The 19,711-nt window shown below is 49.7% G+C and carries 15 protein-coding genes and 1 tRNA gene; 12 read left to right on the plus strand and 4 right to left on the minus strand.

From position 1 onward, the window contains the following. Nucleotides 1–9: 9 nt before the first annotated feature. Nucleotides 10–1,077: a porin gene (locus LDL70_RS04325; RefSeq protein WP_225687421.1), complete on the minus strand. Its 1,068-nt coding sequence runs from the start codon at nucleotides 1,075–1,077 to the stop codon at nucleotides 10–12. 638 nt (nucleotides 1,078–1,715) lie between these two features. Here LDL70_RS04325 and LDL70_RS04330 point away from each other — a divergent pair. The 4 genes from LDL70_RS04330 (at nucleotide 1,716) to LDL70_RS04345 (ending at nucleotide 4,962) form a co-directional block, all read left to right on the plus strand. Next, a tRNA-Ser gene (locus tag LDL70_RS04330) sits at nucleotides 1,716–1,805 on the plus strand. Between the two features lie 200 nt (nucleotides 1,806–2,005). Next, entirely contained in the window at nucleotides 2,006–3,085 is a 1,080-nt protein-coding gene (locus LDL70_RS04335) for a porin (RefSeq protein WP_225687423.1), read from the plus strand. 286 nt (nucleotides 3,086–3,371) lie between these two features. Then, the gene (locus tag LDL70_RS04340) at nucleotides 3,372–4,298 is read left to right on the plus strand and encodes a site-specific integrase (protein ID WP_225688383.1); all 927 of its coding nucleotides are present in this window, start codon (nucleotides 3,372–3,374) and stop codon (nucleotides 4,296–4,298) included. A gap of 304 nt (nucleotides 4,299–4,602) precedes the next feature. Beyond that, nucleotides 4,603–4,962 (plus strand): DUF423 domain-containing protein, encoded by a 360-nt coding sequence (locus LDL70_RS04345; protein WP_245293560.1) that lies wholly within the window; start codon nucleotides 4,603–4,605, stop codon nucleotides 4,960–4,962. Between the two features lie 143 nt (nucleotides 4,963–5,105). On the opposite strand, the gene LDL70_RS04350 is transcribed toward LDL70_RS04345, so the two are convergent. Then, a complete protein-coding gene (locus LDL70_RS04350) occupies nucleotides 5,106–7,154 on the minus strand; it encodes a lytic transglycosylase domain-containing protein (protein ID WP_225687425.1) in 2,049 nt (682 codons plus the stop codon). Between the two features lie 937 nt (nucleotides 7,155–8,091). On the opposite strand from LDL70_RS04350, the gene dapA reads away from it, so the two are divergent. Both dapA and smpB read left to right on the plus strand, forming a co-directional pair. Next, complete coding sequence (gene dapA, locus LDL70_RS04355; RefSeq protein WP_022711956.1) at nucleotides 8,092–8,976, plus strand: 4-hydroxy-tetrahydrodipicolinate synthase; 885 nt, start codon at nucleotides 8,092–8,094, stop codon at nucleotides 8,974–8,976. Nucleotides 8,977–9,210: 234 nt separating this feature from the next. After that, nucleotides 9,211–9,687 (plus strand): SsrA-binding protein SmpB, encoded by a 477-nt coding sequence (gene smpB, locus LDL70_RS04360; RefSeq protein WP_022711957.1) that lies wholly within the window; start codon nucleotides 9,211–9,213, stop codon nucleotides 9,685–9,687. A gap of 47 nt (nucleotides 9,688–9,734) precedes the next feature. Here the strand turns inward: smpB and LDL70_RS04365 are convergent, their stop codons facing one another. Further along, nucleotides 9,735–10,439 carry a uracil-DNA glycosylase gene (locus LDL70_RS04365; protein ID WP_075654586.1) on the minus strand — a complete coding sequence of 235 codons (705 nt, stop codon included), beginning with the start codon at nucleotides 10,437–10,439 and terminating at the stop codon, nucleotides 9,735–9,737. Between the two features lie 16 nt (nucleotides 10,440–10,455). Beyond that, a complete protein-coding gene (locus tag LDL70_RS04370) occupies nucleotides 10,456–11,028 on the minus strand; it encodes an NYN domain-containing protein (protein WP_022711959.1) in 573 nt (190 codons plus the stop codon). A gap of 486 nt (nucleotides 11,029–11,514) precedes the next feature. On the opposite strand from LDL70_RS04370, the gene rpoZ reads away from it, so the two are divergent. The 6 genes from rpoZ to LDL70_RS04400 all read left to right on the plus strand — a co-directional run bounded on the left by rpoZ (nucleotide 11,515) and on the right by LDL70_RS04400 (nucleotide 19,708). After that, on the plus strand, nucleotides 11,515–11,916 hold the full coding sequence (gene rpoZ, locus LDL70_RS04375; protein ID WP_022711960.1) for a DNA-directed RNA polymerase subunit omega: 402 nt from the start codon (nucleotides 11,515–11,517) through the stop codon (nucleotides 11,914–11,916). 368 nt (nucleotides 11,917–12,284) lie between these two features. Then, on the plus strand, nucleotides 12,285–14,519 hold the full coding sequence (locus tag LDL70_RS04380) for a bifunctional (p)ppGpp synthetase/guanosine-3',5'-bis(diphosphate) 3'-pyrophosphohydrolase (RefSeq protein ID WP_022711961.1): 2,235 nt from the start codon (nucleotides 12,285–12,287) through the stop codon (nucleotides 14,517–14,519). Between the two features lie 9 nt (nucleotides 14,520–14,528). Then, a complete protein-coding gene (pyrE, locus tag LDL70_RS04385; protein ID WP_022711962.1) occupies nucleotides 14,529–15,107 on the plus strand; it encodes an orotate phosphoribosyltransferase in 579 nt (192 codons plus the stop codon). Nucleotides 15,108–15,474: 367 nt separating this feature from the next. Beyond that, on the plus strand, nucleotides 15,475–16,197 hold the full coding sequence (locus LDL70_RS04390; protein WP_028233878.1) for a helix-turn-helix domain-containing protein: 723 nt from the start codon (nucleotides 15,475–15,477) through the stop codon (nucleotides 16,195–16,197). A gap of 153 nt (nucleotides 16,198–16,350) precedes the next feature. After that, entirely contained in the window at nucleotides 16,351–17,928 is a 1,578-nt protein-coding gene (locus LDL70_RS04395) for a peptide ABC transporter substrate-binding protein (protein ID WP_225687426.1), read from the plus strand. A 199-nt stretch (nucleotides 17,929–18,127) separates the two neighbouring features. Continuing rightward, a complete protein-coding gene (locus LDL70_RS04400) occupies nucleotides 18,128–19,708 on the plus strand; it encodes a cytochrome ubiquinol oxidase subunit I (protein WP_225687428.1) in 1,581 nt (526 codons plus the stop codon). Nucleotides 19,709–19,711: the final 3 nt, after the last annotated feature.

The following is a 19,711-nucleotide window of genomic DNA, read 5'->3' on the forward strand; positions in this document are numbered from 1 at the left end:
TCGTAAAACTTAGAAAGAACGCTGGAAGCGGATCATACCACCCCAAGCATCTTCGCCGCGAACAGCTGTAGCGTACTTGTCGGTGTCTTTCCACTTGGTGTAGGAAACTTCAGGAGTAATTGTGAAGCCTGGAACCAGCTGGTAAGCTACGTTTGCAGTGTAAGCCTGTTTGCCGAAATCTTCGTAAGCAGCCTGCAGGTTGAAGGTAGCTTTGTCGGTTGCCTTGTACTTCAGACCACCCCAGACAGCCCAATCGCCGCCCCAGTTGCCGTACATGCCAACAGCTTCTTCGTAAGAAGCGTAACCGCCCTGTACCCATACGGAGAATACGTCAGTTACGTTTACATCGAGGCGAACTTTACCAGCCCACTCTTCGATTTCAGAGTCGTAAGCTGCAACACCAGCGATCGAACCCCAAGCCTGTTCGAACTTCAGACCACCAACAACGTGTGGCATGTAGTCGTCGATTACGCCGTTGTAGGTATTGACGCCATCGGTGAATTCATCAACTTTTTCGCCCTGTTCGGCGGAGATGATTGCCGAGAAGCCGTTACCACCGGTGAAGGTGTAGCTGATCAGGTTTGTGTCATATGCACCTGGCGATACAACGTCATCGTTGATTACGTCGCCGAGGTAACCTGTGAAGGTGTGGAATGCGGATTCATCTTTACCGATGCGCAGACCGCCCAGTTCGATGTAAGCGTATTTCAGCTTGTCCTGTTTGAAGTCGCCGTCGCCGAATTCAAAGCGGTTTTCGGTGAAGGTCTTCAGTGTACCGAGTTCGGTTTCAGTCGCTGTGTGTGTACGCAGTGTGAAACGGGTGTTGGTGGACCATGTCTTACGGTCACGACCGGAATACACATCGTCGCCGCCTTTGAAGTCAGCGCGAACATAACCGGAAATACGCAGGCAGGTTTCTGTGCCTGGAATGTAGAAGTAGCCAGCGCCGTAAGCGTCGCAAACGCGTACATATTCAACAGCTTCTGGTTCTGGTGCAACGATGGCGTCGGCAGCCTGAGCGCCGGTTGCTGCAACGAGAGCGGCAGCGGAGCCGAGAAGAAGGCTCTTAATGTTCATTTCTGACCTCCAGTCAAAGTTTTAAATGGGTCTGGGCATTTTGTTTTGGCTGAAGGACAACCTGTCCCCATCCCCTTGGATGAAAAAGTCGCTACCGAAGCGCTCCTTCTTCTGCCCTCAAGATACTCGTGCTCAGTTTCGTTGCAACACTGAAAACGCATAACTAGGGGGTAAGATGTTGCTATCGACATATCGTGTTGCAGAAAAGACACGAAACACCCCCTAGGTACCGGATTTTATTTATGTTTTGTTTATATTTATTAAAATAAATTAACGAAAAATTGCCGCTTTTGCGGGGTTTTCAGATGTTTCCACAGGCTGAAACAGTGTTGCGCGCCAGAGAAGACCTGAATTGAGCCGCCCGGTTTCATCCTCTTATAGACGTAATATTGGCAGGTGATTTGCCCTGTTCGTGCCCGTGAATCAGTTGTGGCACATCAAGTGCTTTGATTCTGTGATTTTGATTCCGTTTTAGGTGTCTAAAAGCAGGCTTCTCTTTATAGAGGGGCATAAACTGCGGAAAACTATCGGAATTTAATGCCTTTTTTGAAATCATCCTGTTGATGGATAAGATTTTTTGGCTCCGGATGCGTAAAGTGCTTGAACTCATGATTATTACCGGCTATTGCGCCTTTACCGGAGAGGTGGCCGAGTGGTCGAAGGCGCTCCCCTGCTAAGGGAGTATACCCGGAAGGGTATCGTGGGTTCGAATCCCATCCTCTCCGCCATTGTTTCATATAAAACCGATTTTCACGCAGCTGGCAGAATTCATTCTTGCCGGTTTTTTTTGTATTTTACGCGCTTTTTATCCCGCGGTTTTGATAACCAATTTTAGGGCTTTAAAAATAAAAGATTCCATTAGTTTTTGTAACACATTGAAAATATTTGAATTTTTATGATTTCGTATGTTTCTGACTGGAGGTCAGAAATGAACATTAAGAGCCTTCTTCTCGGCTCCGCTGCAGCTCTCGTTGCAGTATCCGGCGCTCAGGCTGCCGACGCCATCGTTGCACCAGAACCAGAAGCTGTTGAATATGTACGCGTTTGCGACGCTTACGGCGCTGGCTACTTCTACATTCCAGGCACAGAAACCTGCCTGCGCATCTCCGGTTATGTTCGTTTTGATGCGTCTGCTGGCGATGATCCATATTCCGGCAAGGACAGCGACACTTGGGGTACAAACACCCGTTTCACGCTGCGTACACACACAGCTTCGGAAACTGAACTTGGTACTCTGAAAACTTTCACCGAAAACCGTTTCAACTTCGGTGACGGCGAACAGGGCAGCCACACTCTGAAGCATGCTTACATTCAGCTGGGCGGCCTGATGCTCGGTAAAACCGACTCAGCTTTCCATAGCTTTACCGGTTACCTCGGCGACATCATCAACGATGACGTAGTAAGCGCAGGTCTCTACAATACCAATCTGGTTAGCTACACCTTCACTGGCGGTAACGGCTTCTCGGCAATCATCTCTGCTGAGCAGGGCGAAAAAGTTAAAGCTTTCGGCCATGGCAACTCGCTTCCAATCGCTTATGACGCTGTAATCGACGACTACATGCCACACGTTGTTGGTGGTCTGAAGTTCGAACAGGCTTGGGGTTCGATCGCCGGTGTTGCTGCTTATGATGCGGAAATCGAAGAGTGGGCAGGTAAAATCCGCCTCGACGTAAACGTAACTGAACAGTTCTCCGTATGGGTACAGGGCGGTTATGCTTCTTACGAAGCTCCTGTTGGTATGTACGGTAACTGGGGCGGCGATTGGGCTGTCTGGGGTGGCGCGAAGTTCAAAGCAACTGACAAAGCTACTATCAACGTACAGGCTGCTTACGAAGATTGGGGTAAAACCGCTGTTGCTGCAAACGTAGCTTACCAGCTGGTTCCAGGTTTCACCATCACTCCAGAAATCAACTACACCTCTTGGAAGGGTGATCACCCAGTACGTGTACTTGGTGGAGCTCCTAAGGATGCTTTCGGTGGTATGATCCGCTTCCAGCGTTCTTTCTAAGCCATTGGTTTAGTTCGAAAAAAGATACCAGCGGCTATGTCGCTGGTATTTTCGTCTCAAATGGGGCGTTCAAGCGGGGACCATCTTTAACGAGATGCGCTTATACAAATATCAGATGTAAATTTTTGTATTGATGGGGCGGACTAAGACTTTTCGAGGGGGCATATCAGAAACTCAACCAGAGTGGTTTTATCATGCTGACCTCACAAAAATGTTACTCAGGCTTGTTTTATAAAGTTTCTGCCTATAAAGCTCCAAGTCGATCAAACGGCTGGGGGGCCTTATGATGGAGCTGAATCGGGACATTTCTTTCGAAAATTCTGAGAATTTTGCGCCTGTAATGGGCTATAATCTCAGTTTTACGTCATCCAATACAAAAACACATCGCATTGTGAATCAGTATTCAGTTACTGATTTATCCGAGCGCTATCTCAATATTTTATGGGACGACGGGTCTCATAAATATAATGTAAGATTATTTCTCGGTGAAATTAATGAGATTCTGAAGGGGGAGCGTTTCAGCGGCTTTAGTCAGGAAATGCTCGACAGAATTATCGGTTCCCTGCGTGAACGCAATAACAGCAATGCAACCATTAATAGAAAAATGGCTGCACTCAGCAAGTTGTTGCGAAAGGCGTATAAGATGGGGGACATCTTTAGCCTGCCGGAATTCATTCGTCAGAAAGAGCGGGCAGGGCGAATTCGTTTTCTTGAACTTGAAGAAGAGGCACGTCTTTTCGCTGCGATTAAAGCACGTTGCGAAAACAGCTATCGGCTGGCCGTGTTTCTGGTTGATACCGGTTGCCGTCTTGGTGAGGCAATCGGCCTGACGTGGAATGATTTACACGATCCACGTGTCACTTTCTGGCTAACCAAGTCAAACCGGAGCCGTACTGTTCCCTTGACCAAACGTGCCAGAAAAACCTGTAAAATACCGGTTGAACGCCATAAAGGGCCATTTTCCATGCTGACACAGGTCGAATTCCGCGCAGTGTGGAATGATGCCAAATATGAAGTGGGTCTAGGTACGGATACACAGGTTGTTCCGCATATTCTGCGTCATACATGCGCGTCGCGTCTGGTTCGTGGTGGTATTGATATTCGCCGTGTGCAGATGTGGCTTGGTCACCAGACATTGCAGATGACAATGCGTTATGCACATCTTGCCACCAATGATCTGGATAGCTGCGTAAAAGTGCTGGAAGTTCGCTAAAGATTTCAACGAATTCACGCTGTTTCCTGTAGTCTCGGCGTTGCTGATTGGGGCAACAGCAGTGTGAAGTGTTCAGAAATCCGGTGCGATGTCCGGATTTGACAGAATATGTATAGCGGCTTTGAGGAAGGTTCAGTATCCGGTAATCGTGCACACTGCATGATTTGCTCTAAACTGTTATAGAAGCTTGCTTTCTTGAGTAAGAACACGTTTTGGCGCGGACTTTTTGACGGCAGCCATTGATTAAAGCTGTGCTTATCTGCATTGATGGCGGGCAAATAATCAATTTACAGGATTTATGAAGATGACTGCTGGCGTTGAACGACTGTTTTTGTTTTTCTCCGGTTTATCCGGTGCCGCTGCAATGACAAGCTATGCAGCATCTGCACACGGCAATCATGCGTTTTTAGGTGTTGTAGCGCCGATTCTGTTGGGGCATGCAGCTGCTTTTTTGGGTTTTTCTTTTTTAAGTGCACGCAGTCGTGCCATTTACTGGGCAGGCATTCTGGTGCTGCTCGGTCTTGTTTTATTCGCGGGTGATTTGATCCTGCGTGATCTGACAGGCAACAGATTATTTGCTATGGCCGCGCCGACAGGGGGCACATTGATGATTGGCGGATGGTTGATGACGGCTCTGTGCGCATTCATTCCTTCAAAAAAATAATATCATCACAGTCATTTTTCCCGAAAACCTTGGAAAATAAGATATCTCGGACGGGAAAAGACTGGATTTCAATACAAAAAGCCGCGCTGTCAGCTGACTGCGCGGCTTTTTTTGATAGTAGTTTCCAGAAATGATCGGAAAACTTAACCGCGCCGACCGCTTATCAAATCCTGCTGAATATTGGCATTGCCATAGAGACGGGATTTATAGACGGCGTAATTCTCCATCACCCGCTGCACATAGTTGCGGGTTTCTGTGTATGGAATACGCTCAATCCAATCGACAACCTGATCGAGATTCTGCCCGCGCGGATCACCATATTTGGCAATCCATTCACTGGCGCGTCTCGGGCCTGCATTATATCCGGCAAAAGTCAGGATATAAGAACCGTTGAAACGCTCAATCTGTTCGCCGAGATAATGCGCACCCAAAGTGGCATTATAAGCGGCATCAGTGGTCAGGCGTTTGTCGGAATAAGCAAGACCTGCACGCTGGGCAACGCCTTTTGCCGTGCCCGGTAACAATTGCAGCAGGCCGCGCGCACCGGCGCTGGAAACTGCTGAAATATTGAATTCACTTTCCTGACGGGCAATCGCATAGGCGAGGGCGGCGCCTGAGCCTTTAATATTCGCATTGGCCGGAATGGCACCTGTCGGATGCGACAATGCTCCGACATCGAGACCGCGACCGGCAGCGATCTTGCCGACGCGCAGTGATAGGTAATGATTGCTGTTGCGTTCAGCCATAACGGCGAGAAGCGCCAGTTCACCTGTGCTGCTCAGTTCCTGCGCCATATTGATGTACAGGCTCTGCGCGCGATTACCATAGCCGATGGATTCGAGACGGCGGATTGCACGAACCGGTTCGCGGCTGTCAAAACGTTCACGATCTGCGGCGCTTGGTTTCGGATAAGGCAGCTGCAGAACATTATTGCCAAGTTTGGCTGCCGCCAGCTGGCCGTAGAACGATGTGCCGTAATAGGATGCACGCTGATACATTTGCTTTGCATTGCCGCCGCCACCGGATTCTGCGGCACGACCCATCCAGTAATAGGCGCGGGATGCAGACATCGGACGCGAGGAAATTTCAGCAATACGGCTAAAATGTTTTTGCGCGGTAGAGGCATCATTTAAAGCACGTAGAGCATACCAGCCTGCATGGAATTCTGCATCTGCAGCCATAGTCGGTGTTTCCGCACTGTGAGCAGCGGCTAAGCGATAAGCAATTTGCGGCTTGCCGATATCCAGTAATTCACGGGATAAAACGCGGCGCTCAATCCACCATGCATCCGGATCAACCAGTGATCTTGCATCACGCGGTGCCTTCAGCATCAGATTGGCGGCTTCCGTATAGCGCTCGGAGCGGCGCAGATACCGGATTTTTGCAAATAAGAACGCAGGATTTGACTGCCATGAACTATGAACAGCATTAAGCTTTTGTGCGGCATCCGGTGCACGTTTGTTCACGGCAGCAAAGGCGGCATAAAGCGATTCCGCATTGGCTGATGCGGCTAAACGCGATGCTGATGACAGACGGTTATCATATAACATGCGCAGAAAACGTGTCTGATGATCTTCTTTGGTCAGAACGCCGGAAAATTCACGCAAAATCAGCGTTTCGTCTTTTGTATCAAGCTTGGCGCGTGCCCACCATGGCGCAAGCAACTGGCGTGCCTGTGCGCGGTTTCCGCTGGCAAGATAAGCGCGACCCAGCAGGATCATACCTTCGGTGGTCTGCGGTTTGCGGTTTCCGAGATAGGAAATCACGGTGCCGGCAGTGGCATTTTCACGGTAAAGTGCCCGTTCTGTGTTGCGCTGAACTGTGGTCATACCAGGCCAGTCACGCAGTTCCGCGGCGGCAGCAACATAGTCAGCACTCGACAAGCCGTCAGCACCGGACAGAGCCAGAGCCCATGTCAGGATATGGCGGTCGAGATCACTGGCGGACATACCGTTGCGGATTGCCAGCGCACGGCGTGCATCTTTTGAAGACAGGGCATCCAGCGCGGTTTTCAGGCTGCCGCTCATGGCTGCCGGTGCCTGCGCACGTGGTATAGTGGCGGTGGTTGTCGGATCCGGCCGCATCATCGGCGCGGGCATATTGCGCATCGCTGTTGGCGCAAAAGGGCGCAGCAAAGGCGTCGGCACATTTTCAGCTTCCTGCGCACCGGCTGTCAGCACATTTCCTGCCATGCTTGCACTTAAAAGTGTAAGGGCTAAAAAAAACTGATCTGGTCGCTGTCCGAAAAGTGCAAATTTACGCATTACAAATCCGTTATAACCGTGTTGAAGCAAATTTAAGGCAGATTATTAAGATATCCGAGTGAAAACTGAGAGTTATAGAAATGTCGCTCTTAGTGGTCAGAGGTTCTGAATATGCTGTTGAATGCTGCCGGTCTTCTGTACTTCCAATTATAGGTCAGACCTGTGAAGGCAATGTTAATGAAGCCTTACCTGAAAGACGGGTTGATATCGTTTTTAATAATAAATTCATCGTGATTTGCGCCCCAATTTTGCCGGTATTGACTGTTGTTTCTCAGAAGAACGGGGATGAATTGCAAATCACTTGCTGACAGGTTTTCGTCACTATGTATAAAATATTTCGTCGGACTGACGAAATGCGCGTTTATTTTTATCATAGCGATGAAATGCCTATGAATATGCGTAAATTTGCTTGATGCAGCAGTTTTGCAGGACTATGGTGCAGCACTTTTCACGAACAGGTGGTGGTGCCATCATTCTGTACGCGGCTGCGAGGCCTGTATGGATGGTCGTTCTATGGCATTTGTAGTGAATATAATAACATTCTTATAGGCTGTATATTAGAAACCATCATATATGCGGTTTGAAATTGCATACTGGCAGCGCAGGGCTTTTTTGATTTTGCAAAATCAAAAAATGCCGGAGATGCGGGGCTGATATTATCAGTCCGGATTTTCCTCTGCGTCACCTGATCTACAATATTAGAGCGCGTGTGTCCGATCGGGTGCACAAAACCCGCTCTAACACTTTAAAATTAGAGCATACTATTCCGGGATTGCAAATCCGGCGTAATAAACTGCATTATCGGTCGATTTTTCGCTGATATGTAATTCATATTAAAACACAGGCAAACTTTTGGGAGTACCCGATGCTTAAGGGCTCAATCACGGCTATCGTCACACCTTTTACTGAGCAGGGTGGTTTTGACGAAAAAGCGTTCCGTGGCCTTGTAAACTGGCAGATCGAGGAGGGGACGCATGGCTTTGTACCGGTTGGTACAACTGGCGAAACTCCGACACTGTCCCATGATGAGCATAAACGGGTAATCGAGGTTTGCGTTGAAGAAGCGAAAGGCCGTGCGCAGGTTATAGCCGGTGCCGGTTCTAATAATACTGTTGAAGCCATTGAGCTTGCCCAGCATGCGCAAGGTGCTGGTGCTGATGCTGTTCTGGTTGTGACACCTTATTATAATAAGCCAAATCAGCGCGGGCTTTATGCGCATTTTTCCGCTGTTGCCAAGGCAATTTCTATTCCGCTGGTGATCTATAATATTCCGGGACGCTCGATCATTGATATGACACCGGAAACAATGGGCGCTCTTGTGCGCGACCACAAAAATATTGTTGGCGTGAAAGATGCAACCGGCAAAATTGAACGTGTTTCCGAACAGCGCGCAACTTGCGGTACTGACTTCATTCAGCTGTCCGGCGAAGATGCCACGGCTCTGGGTTTCAACGCTCATGGCGGTCGCGGCTGTATTTCCGTAACATCCAATATTGCACCGCGTCTTTGCGCGCAGTTTCAGGAAGCCTGTCTGGCCGGTGATTATGCAACAGCACTGACAATTCAGGATCGTCTGATGCCGCTGCATAAAGCGTTGTTTATGGAGCCGAACCCTTCAGGCGTGAAATATGCGCTGGCACGTACCGGACGCATTACCAATCATTTGCGCCTGCCTTTGATGCCTGTTGAGGCTGAAACCGCAGAGAAAATCGATGCAGCGCTGCGTCATGCAGGTCTGCTCAATCAGTAATTTTGCGTAACCGGCATAGTTGAACAGTTTACGCTGTTTATTTTGCTGCAAATCATCTATCGCCTGCCGGTACATGAATATTGAACCGGCAGGCTTTTTTATATTCAGCTTGTTGCAGTTTAAGCCGGAAAAGCTCTGGATTCTAAAGTGGTCGCATTATCACGGTCGTCAAGTTCATCCAACTTGACTGTGAAATGCTCTAGTAAAGTTGCGGATCAGATATATATTGCTGCCATGAATACGAAAAAAAATGCACCTGTACGCAAAGTCATCGCAGATAACCGCAAAGCGCGTTATAATTTCGAGATACTTGAAGTGATTGAAGCGGGCCTCGTTCTCTCGGGAACCGAGGTTAAATCTTTGCGCTCCAATCAGGCAAATATCGCTGAAAGCTATGCCAGCTTTGAGAATGATGCGTTCTGGCTGATTAATTCCTATATTCCTGAATATACGCAAGGCAATCGTTTCAATCATGATCCGCGGCGGTTGCGCAAATTACTGCTCAGCGAGAGAGAGATTGTGCGTCTGGCCAATTCCATCGCCCGCGACGGGATGACAGTTGTGCCGTTGAAACTCTATTTCAACGAGCGTGGCCGTGCGAAGCTCGAAATCGCTCTGGCACGCGGTAAGAAACTGCATGACAAGCGCGAGACAGAAAAGAACCGTGACTGGAATCGTGAAAAATCACGATTGCTCCGTGATCGCGGGTAATACCCGAAATATTAAAGCCCTGTCTCAGACAGGGCTTTTTTAATGTCTCATTTCCGGGGATTATCGTTCAGATAGTCGCGCACATTGCTGAATACATTACGGAACATGGCTTCCGTGAGAACACCGGTATTGGTGTTGTAGCGCGAGCAGTGGTAGCTGGAGAAAATGCGCAACTGTCCGATATCAGTTTGTACGCCATGGCCGAATTTATGTTTTGAGACCGGCTGGCCAAGGGCGCGGATTGTCGATTGATGGGCTATGGTGCCAAGCGTGACGATCGCCTGCAAGTTAGGCAGGCCGGTAATGAACGGCGATAAAAACTGGCGGCAGGTATTGATCTCGGCACCGGTCGGTTTGTTCTCCGGCGGCACGCAGCGAACAGCATTGACGATAGCGCAATCATTCAGCGTCAATGTATCATCAGGGCGCGCTTCGAAATTGCCCTGAGCGAAACCATAATCTTTCAATGTGGAATAAAGCAGGTCACCGGCATAATCACCGGTAAAGGGGCGGCCGGTACGGTTGGCGCCGCGTAAGCCCGGTGCAAGGCCGATAATCAGCAGGCGTGCCCGTTCGGTAAAAGCGGGCAGGGTGGTGGTGCAAACCGCTGTTGCACTGTTCTGCGGATCTGTCGGCAGAAATGCAGGAACCGGAGCATTATGCCATGAGGGTTCATTGCCCCGCCAGACTTGAATAAAGTCGTGAAGGCGGGGGCAGAATGCGCAATCGCGGGATGGTTCCGGATACTGCAAAATAAGTCAGAAGAGCTTAGTACAGCTCTTCTTCCTCTTCAAAACGGCGAGCCGGACGTTCACTGGCTTCGCGGCTGATTTCAGACTTCAGGGTCACCAGATCAAGGAAATGGTCTGCCTGACGGCGCAGCTCATCGGAAATCATTGGCGGCTGTGTTGTGAGGGTTGAAACAACGCTCACCTTGCGGCCGCGACGCTGCAATGCTTCCACGAGGCAGCGGAAATCGCCGTCGCCGGAGAAAATTACAAAATGATCGACGGTTTCAGTCAGTTGCATGGCATCGACAGCAAGTTCGATATCCATATTGCCTTTTACCTTGCGGCGGCCGGTTGCATCAGTAAATTCTTTGGCAGCTTTGGTAATGACCTTGTAGCCATTATAATCAAGCCAGTCGATCAGGGGGCGGATGGATGAATATTCCTGATCTTCAACAAGTGCAGTATAGTAATAAGCACGCAGCAAGTAACCGCGCTTCTGAAAAGCTTTCAACAATTTGCGGTAATCAATATCAAAGCCAAGTGTCTTGGATGCAGCGTAAAGATTGGCGCCATCGATAAAAAGCGCGATTTTTTCGCGTGAATCAAACATTTTGATAATTATCCATTCTTCAGCAAATAATATTTTGCTGATTAATTGTCCGCACTTTTCAATTTTTAGTTTTGAAAAAAGCCTCTCCTAGTTTGCGTTCTAAGGCGCATCTACAGAAAGGCAAGCAATCACAGGTTGTTTTTATTGTCGTATTTGGAAAAGACAGGGAAAATGTGTGATTAAGATATCACAAATATCATATAAATGAAATCTATTCATTTGGGAGCAAGAGTATAAACGATTTAGAGGACTTTATTGCAGCATTTTCAAAGCCCGCAGAACAGCGCGGATTTTAAAAGATCGGGAGCGATTCTGTGGGGTTTTGTGACGGAAAAATGAAGTCTCAAGGCTATGAGAGCTGTGTTTGCGCACAGATATGGAAAATCAAAAACGCTCTATGTGCGCTTTTGCTTGTTTTTTGTGTCAAGTGGCGTTATGGAAATCGAGAATTCCTGAATTAATTTTGAGATATGAAAGGGGCGATCTATGGCCCGCGTTACCGTTGAGGATTGCGTTGACAAGGTAGACAACCGCTTTGAGCTGGTTCTGCTTGCCAGCCATCGTGCACGTCAGATCTCTCAGGGCGGTCAGATTACCATTGATCGCGACAACGATAAAAACCCGGTTGTTGCGTTGCGTGAAATCGCTGACGAGACCCTGTCACCGGGCGATCTGAAAGAAGACCTGATCCACTCGCTGCAGAAGCATGTGGAAATTGACGAACCGGAAGCACCGGCACCATTGCAGATCAGCGGCGCTCTGGACGAGCTGGGCGGCGAAGTTGTTGTCGGCGCAGAAGACATCGTGACATTCGACAGCATGAGCGAAGAAGATCTGCTTGCTGGTATCGAAGGTCTGGTTGCACCGGAAAAGAGCGACGATTACTGATTTTTGTTGAGGCGCTTTAAGCTGTTTCAACAGATATCCGGCATTGTTTTTGGACTGCCGGTGTCAGTAAAGACCGGATTATTAAAGCGCTGCAGATTATTCTGCGGCGCTTTATTTTGTGCGCACAATGGTTGCTCTAACACTTAAAATTAAGAGCATAATTTTAACTTAAACTGCTTCAAGTTTAAGAAATTATGCTCTGGCCGTTAAAATGCCGCATGAAAAATGCCGGTAGATGCCGGATTATTATATGCTTTAAAACCTGTAGTGCTTTGTGCCGGTTGCGTTTTACAGTAAATTCCGGAGTCGTGACGCCGGTGTCGTTATGTATGATTTGTTTGATGCGCGGGTAAGAGGAGTGCAGGCTGATGATGCGCCAATATGAGCTGGTTGAGCGGGTGCAGCACTATAAGCCTGATGTGAATGAGGCGCTGCTGAATAAGGCTTATGTTTATGCGATGCAGAAACATGGCAGTCAGAAACGTGCGTCCGGCGATCCTTATTTTTCCCATCCGCTGGAAGTTGCGGCAATCCTCACAGATATGCGTCTTGATGAGGCAACCATTGCTATCGCGCTGCTGCACGACACAATTGAAGATACTGACGCGACCCGCGCTGAGATTGACCAGCTTTTCGGCCCTGAAATCGGCAAGCTGGTTGAAGGTCTGACCAAGCTTAAAAAACTCGATCTGGTTTCCAAAAAAGCAGTGCAGGCGGAAAATCTGCGCAAACTTCTGCTGGCGATTTCCGACGATGTGCGCGTGCTGCTGGTGAAACTGGCTGACCGTCTGCACAATATGCGCACCCTTGGCGTGATGCGCGAAGACAAGCGTCTGCGCATTGCCGAAGAAACCATGGATATTTATGCGCCGCTGGCCGGCCGCATGGGTATGCAGGATATGCGCGAAGAGCTGGAAGAACTGGCCTTCCGCTATATCAATCCGGAAGCATGGCGTGCGGTGACTGACCGCCTTGCGGAACTGATGGAAAAGAACCGTGGTCTGCTCAGCAAGATTGAGACAGATCTGGCGACATTGTTTGCCGAAAAAGGCCTGCATTCTGATGTTTCCAGCCGGCAAAAAAAGCCATGGTCGGTTTTCCGTAAAATGGAAACTAAAGGCCTGTCTTTCGAGCAGCTGTCCGATATTTTCGGTTTCCGCGTTATCGTTGATAATGTTGATGATTGTTACAAGGCGCTGGGGATTATTCACCGCACATGGTCGATGGTGCCGGGGCGTTTCAAAGATTATATTTCAACGCCGAAGCAGAATGATTACCGTTCAATCCACACCACAATTATCGGGCCGTCCCGTCAGCGCGTAGAGCTGCAAATCCGCACCCGCGCCATGGATGATGTGGCGGAATATGGTGTGGCAGCCCATTCGATCTATAAAGACGGCCGCAGCAATACGGTGCCAACCGCAATTTCCACGGAATCCAATGCCTATGCATGGCTGCGCCGTACGATTGAAGCTCTGTCTGAAGGTGATAATCCGGAAGAGTTTCTCGAACATACCAAGCTGGAATTGTTTCAGGATCAGGTCTTCTGCTTCACGCCGAAAGGCCGCCTGATTGCTTTGCCGCGCGGTGCAACGCCGATTGATTTTGCCTATGCGGTGCATACGGATATTGGCGACTCCACCGTTGGCGTGAAGATCAATGGCCGCATGATGCCGCTGATGACCGAGCTGAAAAACGGTGACGAGGTGGATATTATCCGCTCCAAGTCGCAGGTTCCGCCTGCGGCATGGGAATCCATTGTGGTTACCGGTAAAGCGCGCTCGGCAATCCGCCGTGCAACGCGCGCTGCCGTGCGCAAGCAATATTCCGGTCTGGGTATGCGTATTCTGGAACGGGCATTCGAACGCGGTAACAAGCCGTTCAGTAAGGATTTGCTCAAGCCTGCACTGGCACGGCTGGCGCGCAAAGATATTGAAGATGTTTTTGCCGCGGTTGGTCGCGGCGAACTGGCTTCCGGCGATGTGCTGAAAGCGGTTTATCCGGATTATCAGGACACACGCGTGACAACGGGTAGTCCTGCGAAAACCGGCGAGAAGGGCTGGTTTAACCTGCAAAATGCTGCCGGTATGATCTTTAAGGTACCGGAGGGTGGTAGCACTGAGGATGTGCAGAAGCAGGCGGCAGCGCAAAATCATGCTGTGCCGATCCGCGGTGCGAATTCGGATTTGCCGGTGCGTTTCGCGCCGGAAGGCGCTGTTCCGGGCGATCGTATTGTCGGGATTTTGCAGCCGGGTGTCGGCATCACGATCTATCCGATCCAGTCTTCTGCACTGACCGCCTATGATGACCAGCCGGAGCGCTGGATTGATGTGCGCTGGGATATTGACGGCGAAATGCATGAGCGTTTTCCTGCCCGTATCTCCGTCTCCGCCATTAATTCACCGGGCTCACTGGCAGAGATTGCACAGGTTATTTCGGTCAATGATACAAATATCCACAATCTTTCCATGGTGCGAACAGCGCCTGATTTTACAGAAATGATTATGGATCTTGAGGTTTGGGATCTCAAACATCTCAACCGCATTATTACGCAATTAAAAGAAAGCGCCTGTGTGAGCGATGCACAGCGCGTTAACGGATAAGAGGCTTCTATGAATACTGAAGATGTGCTGGGCGTGTTTCGTGAGGCAGGTGCCATTCTTGAAGGGCATTTTATTCTGACTTCCGGTCGCCGCAGCCCTGTTTTCCTGCAAAAAGCGCGGGTGTTCATGCATGCCGACAAGACGGAAAAACTGTGCAAAGCGCTGGCTGAAAAGATCAAAGCCGCTGATCTCGGCCCGATTGACTATGTGGTCGGCCCTGCAATCGGCGGTCTGATCCCGTCTTATGAAACCTCGCGCCATCTCGGCGTGCCGTCGATCTGGGTCGAGCGTGAAAATGGTGTTTTCAAACTGCGCCGTTTTGAACTGCCGGAAGGCTCCCGCGTTGTGATCGTGGAAGATATTGTGACCACCGGTCTGTCTATCCGCGAGACAATTGACACGCTGCGCGATTTGAAGGCGGAAGTTGTGGCTGCTGCCTGTATCGTTGATCGCTCGGCAGGTAAAGCCGATGTCGGCACCAAGCTGATCGCACTGGCTGAATATGAAGTGCCGTCCTATGATAAGGATAATCTGCCGCCGGAACTGGCAGCGCTGCCTGCCATCAAGCCGGGAAGCCGTAATATCTGAGCTGAACCATGACGCTCTGCTGATTTTCAAAGCGTTTTTTGACGCAGGGCGAGGCGGGATATAGAAATTTCTGAACATTCATGCCATGAGGAACATAGTCTTCGTGGCATGAACAGCTGTCGGCTCGCCTCATTAAATTATTGTTGCACATAAAACCCGTCGGGGTGCCAGAGCATTTAGCGTCCGCGATAATACGACGAATTAAAAAACCAGAGCGTGTCCCGAAAAGTGCGAAGCGGTTTTCGGATAAGATACGCGTTAAAACAAAGAGTTAGAGCGTGTCGCGGAAAAGCGGGCACCGGTTTTCCGATAACGACAAGTGTAAAAACAAGGCATCATCGTGGTTTCAGTTCTTACAGCTCAGACAATGCATAGCCAGCGTCACCGTGACCCGTGCGGAGCCTGCGTTGATTGTGAAGTGCGTAAAATGGCGATCTGTGCCGCTTTGCAGGATGATGCGCTGCATGCGCTGGAGGCAATCATGTCTTCACGCAAGCTTGAAACCGGTGAAATGCTGGTGGAAGAGGGCGCACCGAAGCTGAAAGTTTTCAGCCTGACTTCCGGTCTGCTGCGTTTGTTTACATTGCTGCCGGACGGCCGCCGTCAGATTTCCGGTTTTCTCTATCCGGGCGATTATCTCGGTCTCGCCGATGACGGGACTTATTCCCAGACGGCAGAAGCTGTTGTGCCATCCACATTATGCTGCTTTTCCGTAAATGAGATGGACGAGCTGATGGATCAGCATCCGGCATTGAAAGACCGTCTCTATGTGATGACGCGTGAGGCTTTGCGCCAGTCGCGGGATAATCAGCTGGTGCTCGGGCGTCTTGCACCTGTTGAGAAACTGGCCTCTTTCCTGCTGGTGCTCTCCGCACAGGCGAAACGTGTCGGCCATCCGGACAATCCGGTGCATTTGTCGATGAACCGCACGGATATTGCAGATTATCTCGGCCTGACCATTGAAACTGTCAGCCGTTGCTTCACAAAATTGCGCACTCAGGGTCTGATTCATCTGCCGGATGCCAATACGGTGAGCATTCTCTCGCATCGCTCGCTTTCAGCCGTTGCCGGCACTGAATTCAAAAGCTGATCTCTGACAGTTTTAAGAATGTGTCCTGCGTTTGCCCCCTAAGGCAGACGCAGCTTTTTGCATTTTATTGGGATTTTCCTGAACCCGCGCTTGGGTAATATCGGCGCGGGATTTTTATTCATGTCTTTATTTTATTGATTGAGGAGGGGCTATATGCGCCGGTCATTATTGATTTCTGGTCTGCTGATCTCTGTGTTCACTACATCTGCCAATGCCGAAATCATTTTAAATCGTGGCAATAATGGCGATCCGTCCTCGCTCAATCAGCAACTGACATCTACGGTCGATGAGGCGGCGCTTCTCGCCGATCTTTATCAGGGGCTGGTGATGGAAGATGCCAAAGGCGCAATCATCGCCGGTGTTGCACAATCATGGGAAATGTCACCGGATGGCGTGGGCTATATTTTCCATCTGCGCGATAATGCAAAATGGTCGAATGGTGATCCGGTTACCGCGCAGGATTTTGTCTATTCTTTCCGCCGTATTATGAACCCGCTAACAGCCGCACCCTATGCCAATGTGCTGTTTCCGATCAAAAATGCCGAAGCAATCTCCCGCGGACAGTTGCCGCCTGAGCAATTGGGTGTGGAGGCACCGGATGATTATACGGTGAAGTTCACACTGAAAGCGCCGACGCCCTATTTTCTGCAATTAATGGCACATCACACGGCACTGCCTTTACATCGCAAAAGCGTTGAAAAATACGGAGAAAAATTTACTGCTCCCGGAAATCTGGTGAGCAATGGTGCCTATCAACTGACCAGTTTTGTGCCGAATGACAAAATCATCATGAAGAAAAATCCTTATTATTATGATGCGGATAAGGTAAAAATTGATGTGGTGAACTGGTTGCCTTTTGAAGACCGCTCCAGTTGTATGCGCCGGTTTGAAGCAAAAGAGGTGCAGGTCTGTGCCGATGTGCCTGCCGAGCAGATGGATTATGTGCGAAAGAGATTTGGCACTCAGTTGCGCATTGCCCCGCAATTGGGCAGCTATTTTCTCGATATAAAGGGGGAAGACGGCAGCCCGCTGAAAGATGCCCGTGTGCGCCGCGCTATTTCGATGGTGATTGACCGCGATTTTATGGCCAGAGAAGTCTGGCGCGGGACAATGCTGCCATCCTATTCTTTAGTGCCGCCGGAAATTGATAATTATATCAGCGGCGGAGTACGTCAGGATTATGCCAATCAGGACATTCTCGACCGTGAAGACAAAGCGAAAGAACTCCTGAAAGAGGCAGGTATCAAGCCGGACAGTCTGACGGTTGAGCTGCTTTATAATACATCCGAGAACCATAAAAATGTCATGGCTGCCATTGCGGATATGCTGAAAAATATCGGCATCAGGGCAAAGCTGAATGAAATGGAAGGCACGACCTATTTCAATTATCTGCGCGAAGGCGGAAAATTTGATCTGGCAAGGGATGGCTGGATCGGGGATTACAGCGATCCGCAAAGCTTTTTGTTTCTCTATAAAAGTGACAGTAGTTTCAATTATGGAAAATGGTTCAATAAAACCTATGACGCTTTGCTGGATAAGGCCTCGGTGACAACCGATCTCAGAGCGCGTGCGGTGATGCTGGCGGATGCTGAGCGCCTGTTGCTTCAGGAGCAGGTTGTCATTCCGCTTTTTACCTATGCGTCATGGGCGCTGGTTTCAGATCAGCTGGAAGGCTGGCACGATAATCTGAACAATGTCCACGCCACCCAATGGCTGTCGCTGAAGCAATAGGCACAGACAAATTTTAGCAAAGGGCGGGGCATTTCCCCGCCCTTTTTTGTTTTACAGCCATTGATCCAGATCAATGCGCTTTTTCACACCTTTGTTACACCAGCGATAAGGGAGGACGATCCGTTTGCAGAAAACGGATCCGGCAAGCTGCTTTCCCGTTGCGGAGCGGCGGTTATCCGAATGATAAAAGGCTGGAAGTATGATTGACTTTACTGTCGTTGATCTGTCGCGATTGCAGTTCGCTGCAACGGCGATGTATCATTTTATTTTTGTCCCCCTGACGCTCGGCCTCTCATTATTGATGGCGATTATGGAGAGCGTTTATGTCATGACCGGTCGCGACATCTGGCGTCGCATGACCATGTTCTGGGGTGTTTTGTTCGGCATCAATTTTGCCATGGGCGTCGCCACAGGGATCGTGATGGAGTTTCAGTTCGGTATGAACTGGAGCTATTACAGCCATTATGTCGGCGATATTTTTGGTGCGCCGCTGGCTATTGAAGGCCTGATGGCGTTCTTCCTTGAAGCCACATTTATCGGCCTGTTCTTTTTTGGCTGGGCGCGTCTGTCGCGCGTGGCGCATCTCGCCGTCACATGGCTGATGGCGCTTGGCGCCAATTTCTCCGCATTGTGGATTCTGATTGCCAATGGCTGGATGCAAAATCCGGTCGGCGCGGTTTTCAATCCTGATACAATGCGTATGGAAGTCACAGATTTTATGGCTGTGCTGTTCAATCCGGTTGCACAGGCAAAATTCGTGCACACGGTGAGCGCCGGTTATGTGACCGGTGCCATGTTCATCATCGCAATCAGCAGTATCTATCTGCTGCGCGGTAAGCATGTGGAACTGGCAAAGCGTTCTGTGACCGTTGCCGCTTCTTTCGGTCTGGCTGCTGCTCTCTCGGTCGTCGTGCTGGGTGACGAAAGCGGCTATGTGGCCACCGAACAGCAGAAGATGAAAATCGCTGCGATGGAAGCCATGTGGGAAACAGAACCTGCACCGGCCGGTTTTAACCTGTTCGCCATTCCGGGGGGCGGCAAAAACAGCTATGAAGTGCATATTCCTTATGTTCTCGGCCTCATTACCACCCGCAGTCTGACAACGGAATTGCCGGGCATCCATGATCTGGTGGATATGGCTGAAAAGCGTATTGAGAATGGTATCAAGGCTTCTGTTGAGCTGGATCGTATCCGTACCAATCCGAATGATGCTGAAGCCCGTGAAGCTTTTAAGGCTAACTGGCATGATCTCGGCTATGGCCTGCTGCTGAAGCGTTATCGGGATGATATTCAGAACGCCACACCTGAAGAAATCCGTAAGGCTGCGGAAGATACAATTCCGAGTGTCGGCACTTTGTTCTGGTCGTTCCGTGTCATGGTGGCGCTGGGCTTCTATTTCATCGCCTTTTTTGCAATTGCCTTTGTTCTGGCGAGCAGACATCGCATCAATGAACATACCAATCGTGCGCTGCTTAAAATCGCTGTGTTCTCACTGCCTTTGCCGTGGATTGCGATTGAAGCAGGCTGGATCGTTGCGGAATATGGCCGTCAGCCTTGGGCGATTGAGGGTGTGCTGCCGACATTCTATGCGGCTTCCAATCTCACTATGACTGATCTGGTCATCAGTCTTGGTTTCTTCCTGACCGTCTACACCACTTTGTTATGCATCATGATCTGGCTGATGGTTCGTACCGTTAAAGCCGGACCAAAAGAACCGGTACGCCCTGATGTCGATATGGCACAGGATGCGGCCATCCTGAATATGCAGAACAACGGTTAATCA

The sequence above is a fragment of the Pseudochrobactrum sp. XF203 genome (genome assembly GCF_020341615.1).
GTDB classification, from domain to species: Bacteria; Pseudomonadota; Alphaproteobacteria; order Rhizobiales; family Rhizobiaceae; genus Pseudochrobactrum; species Pseudochrobactrum saccharolyticum.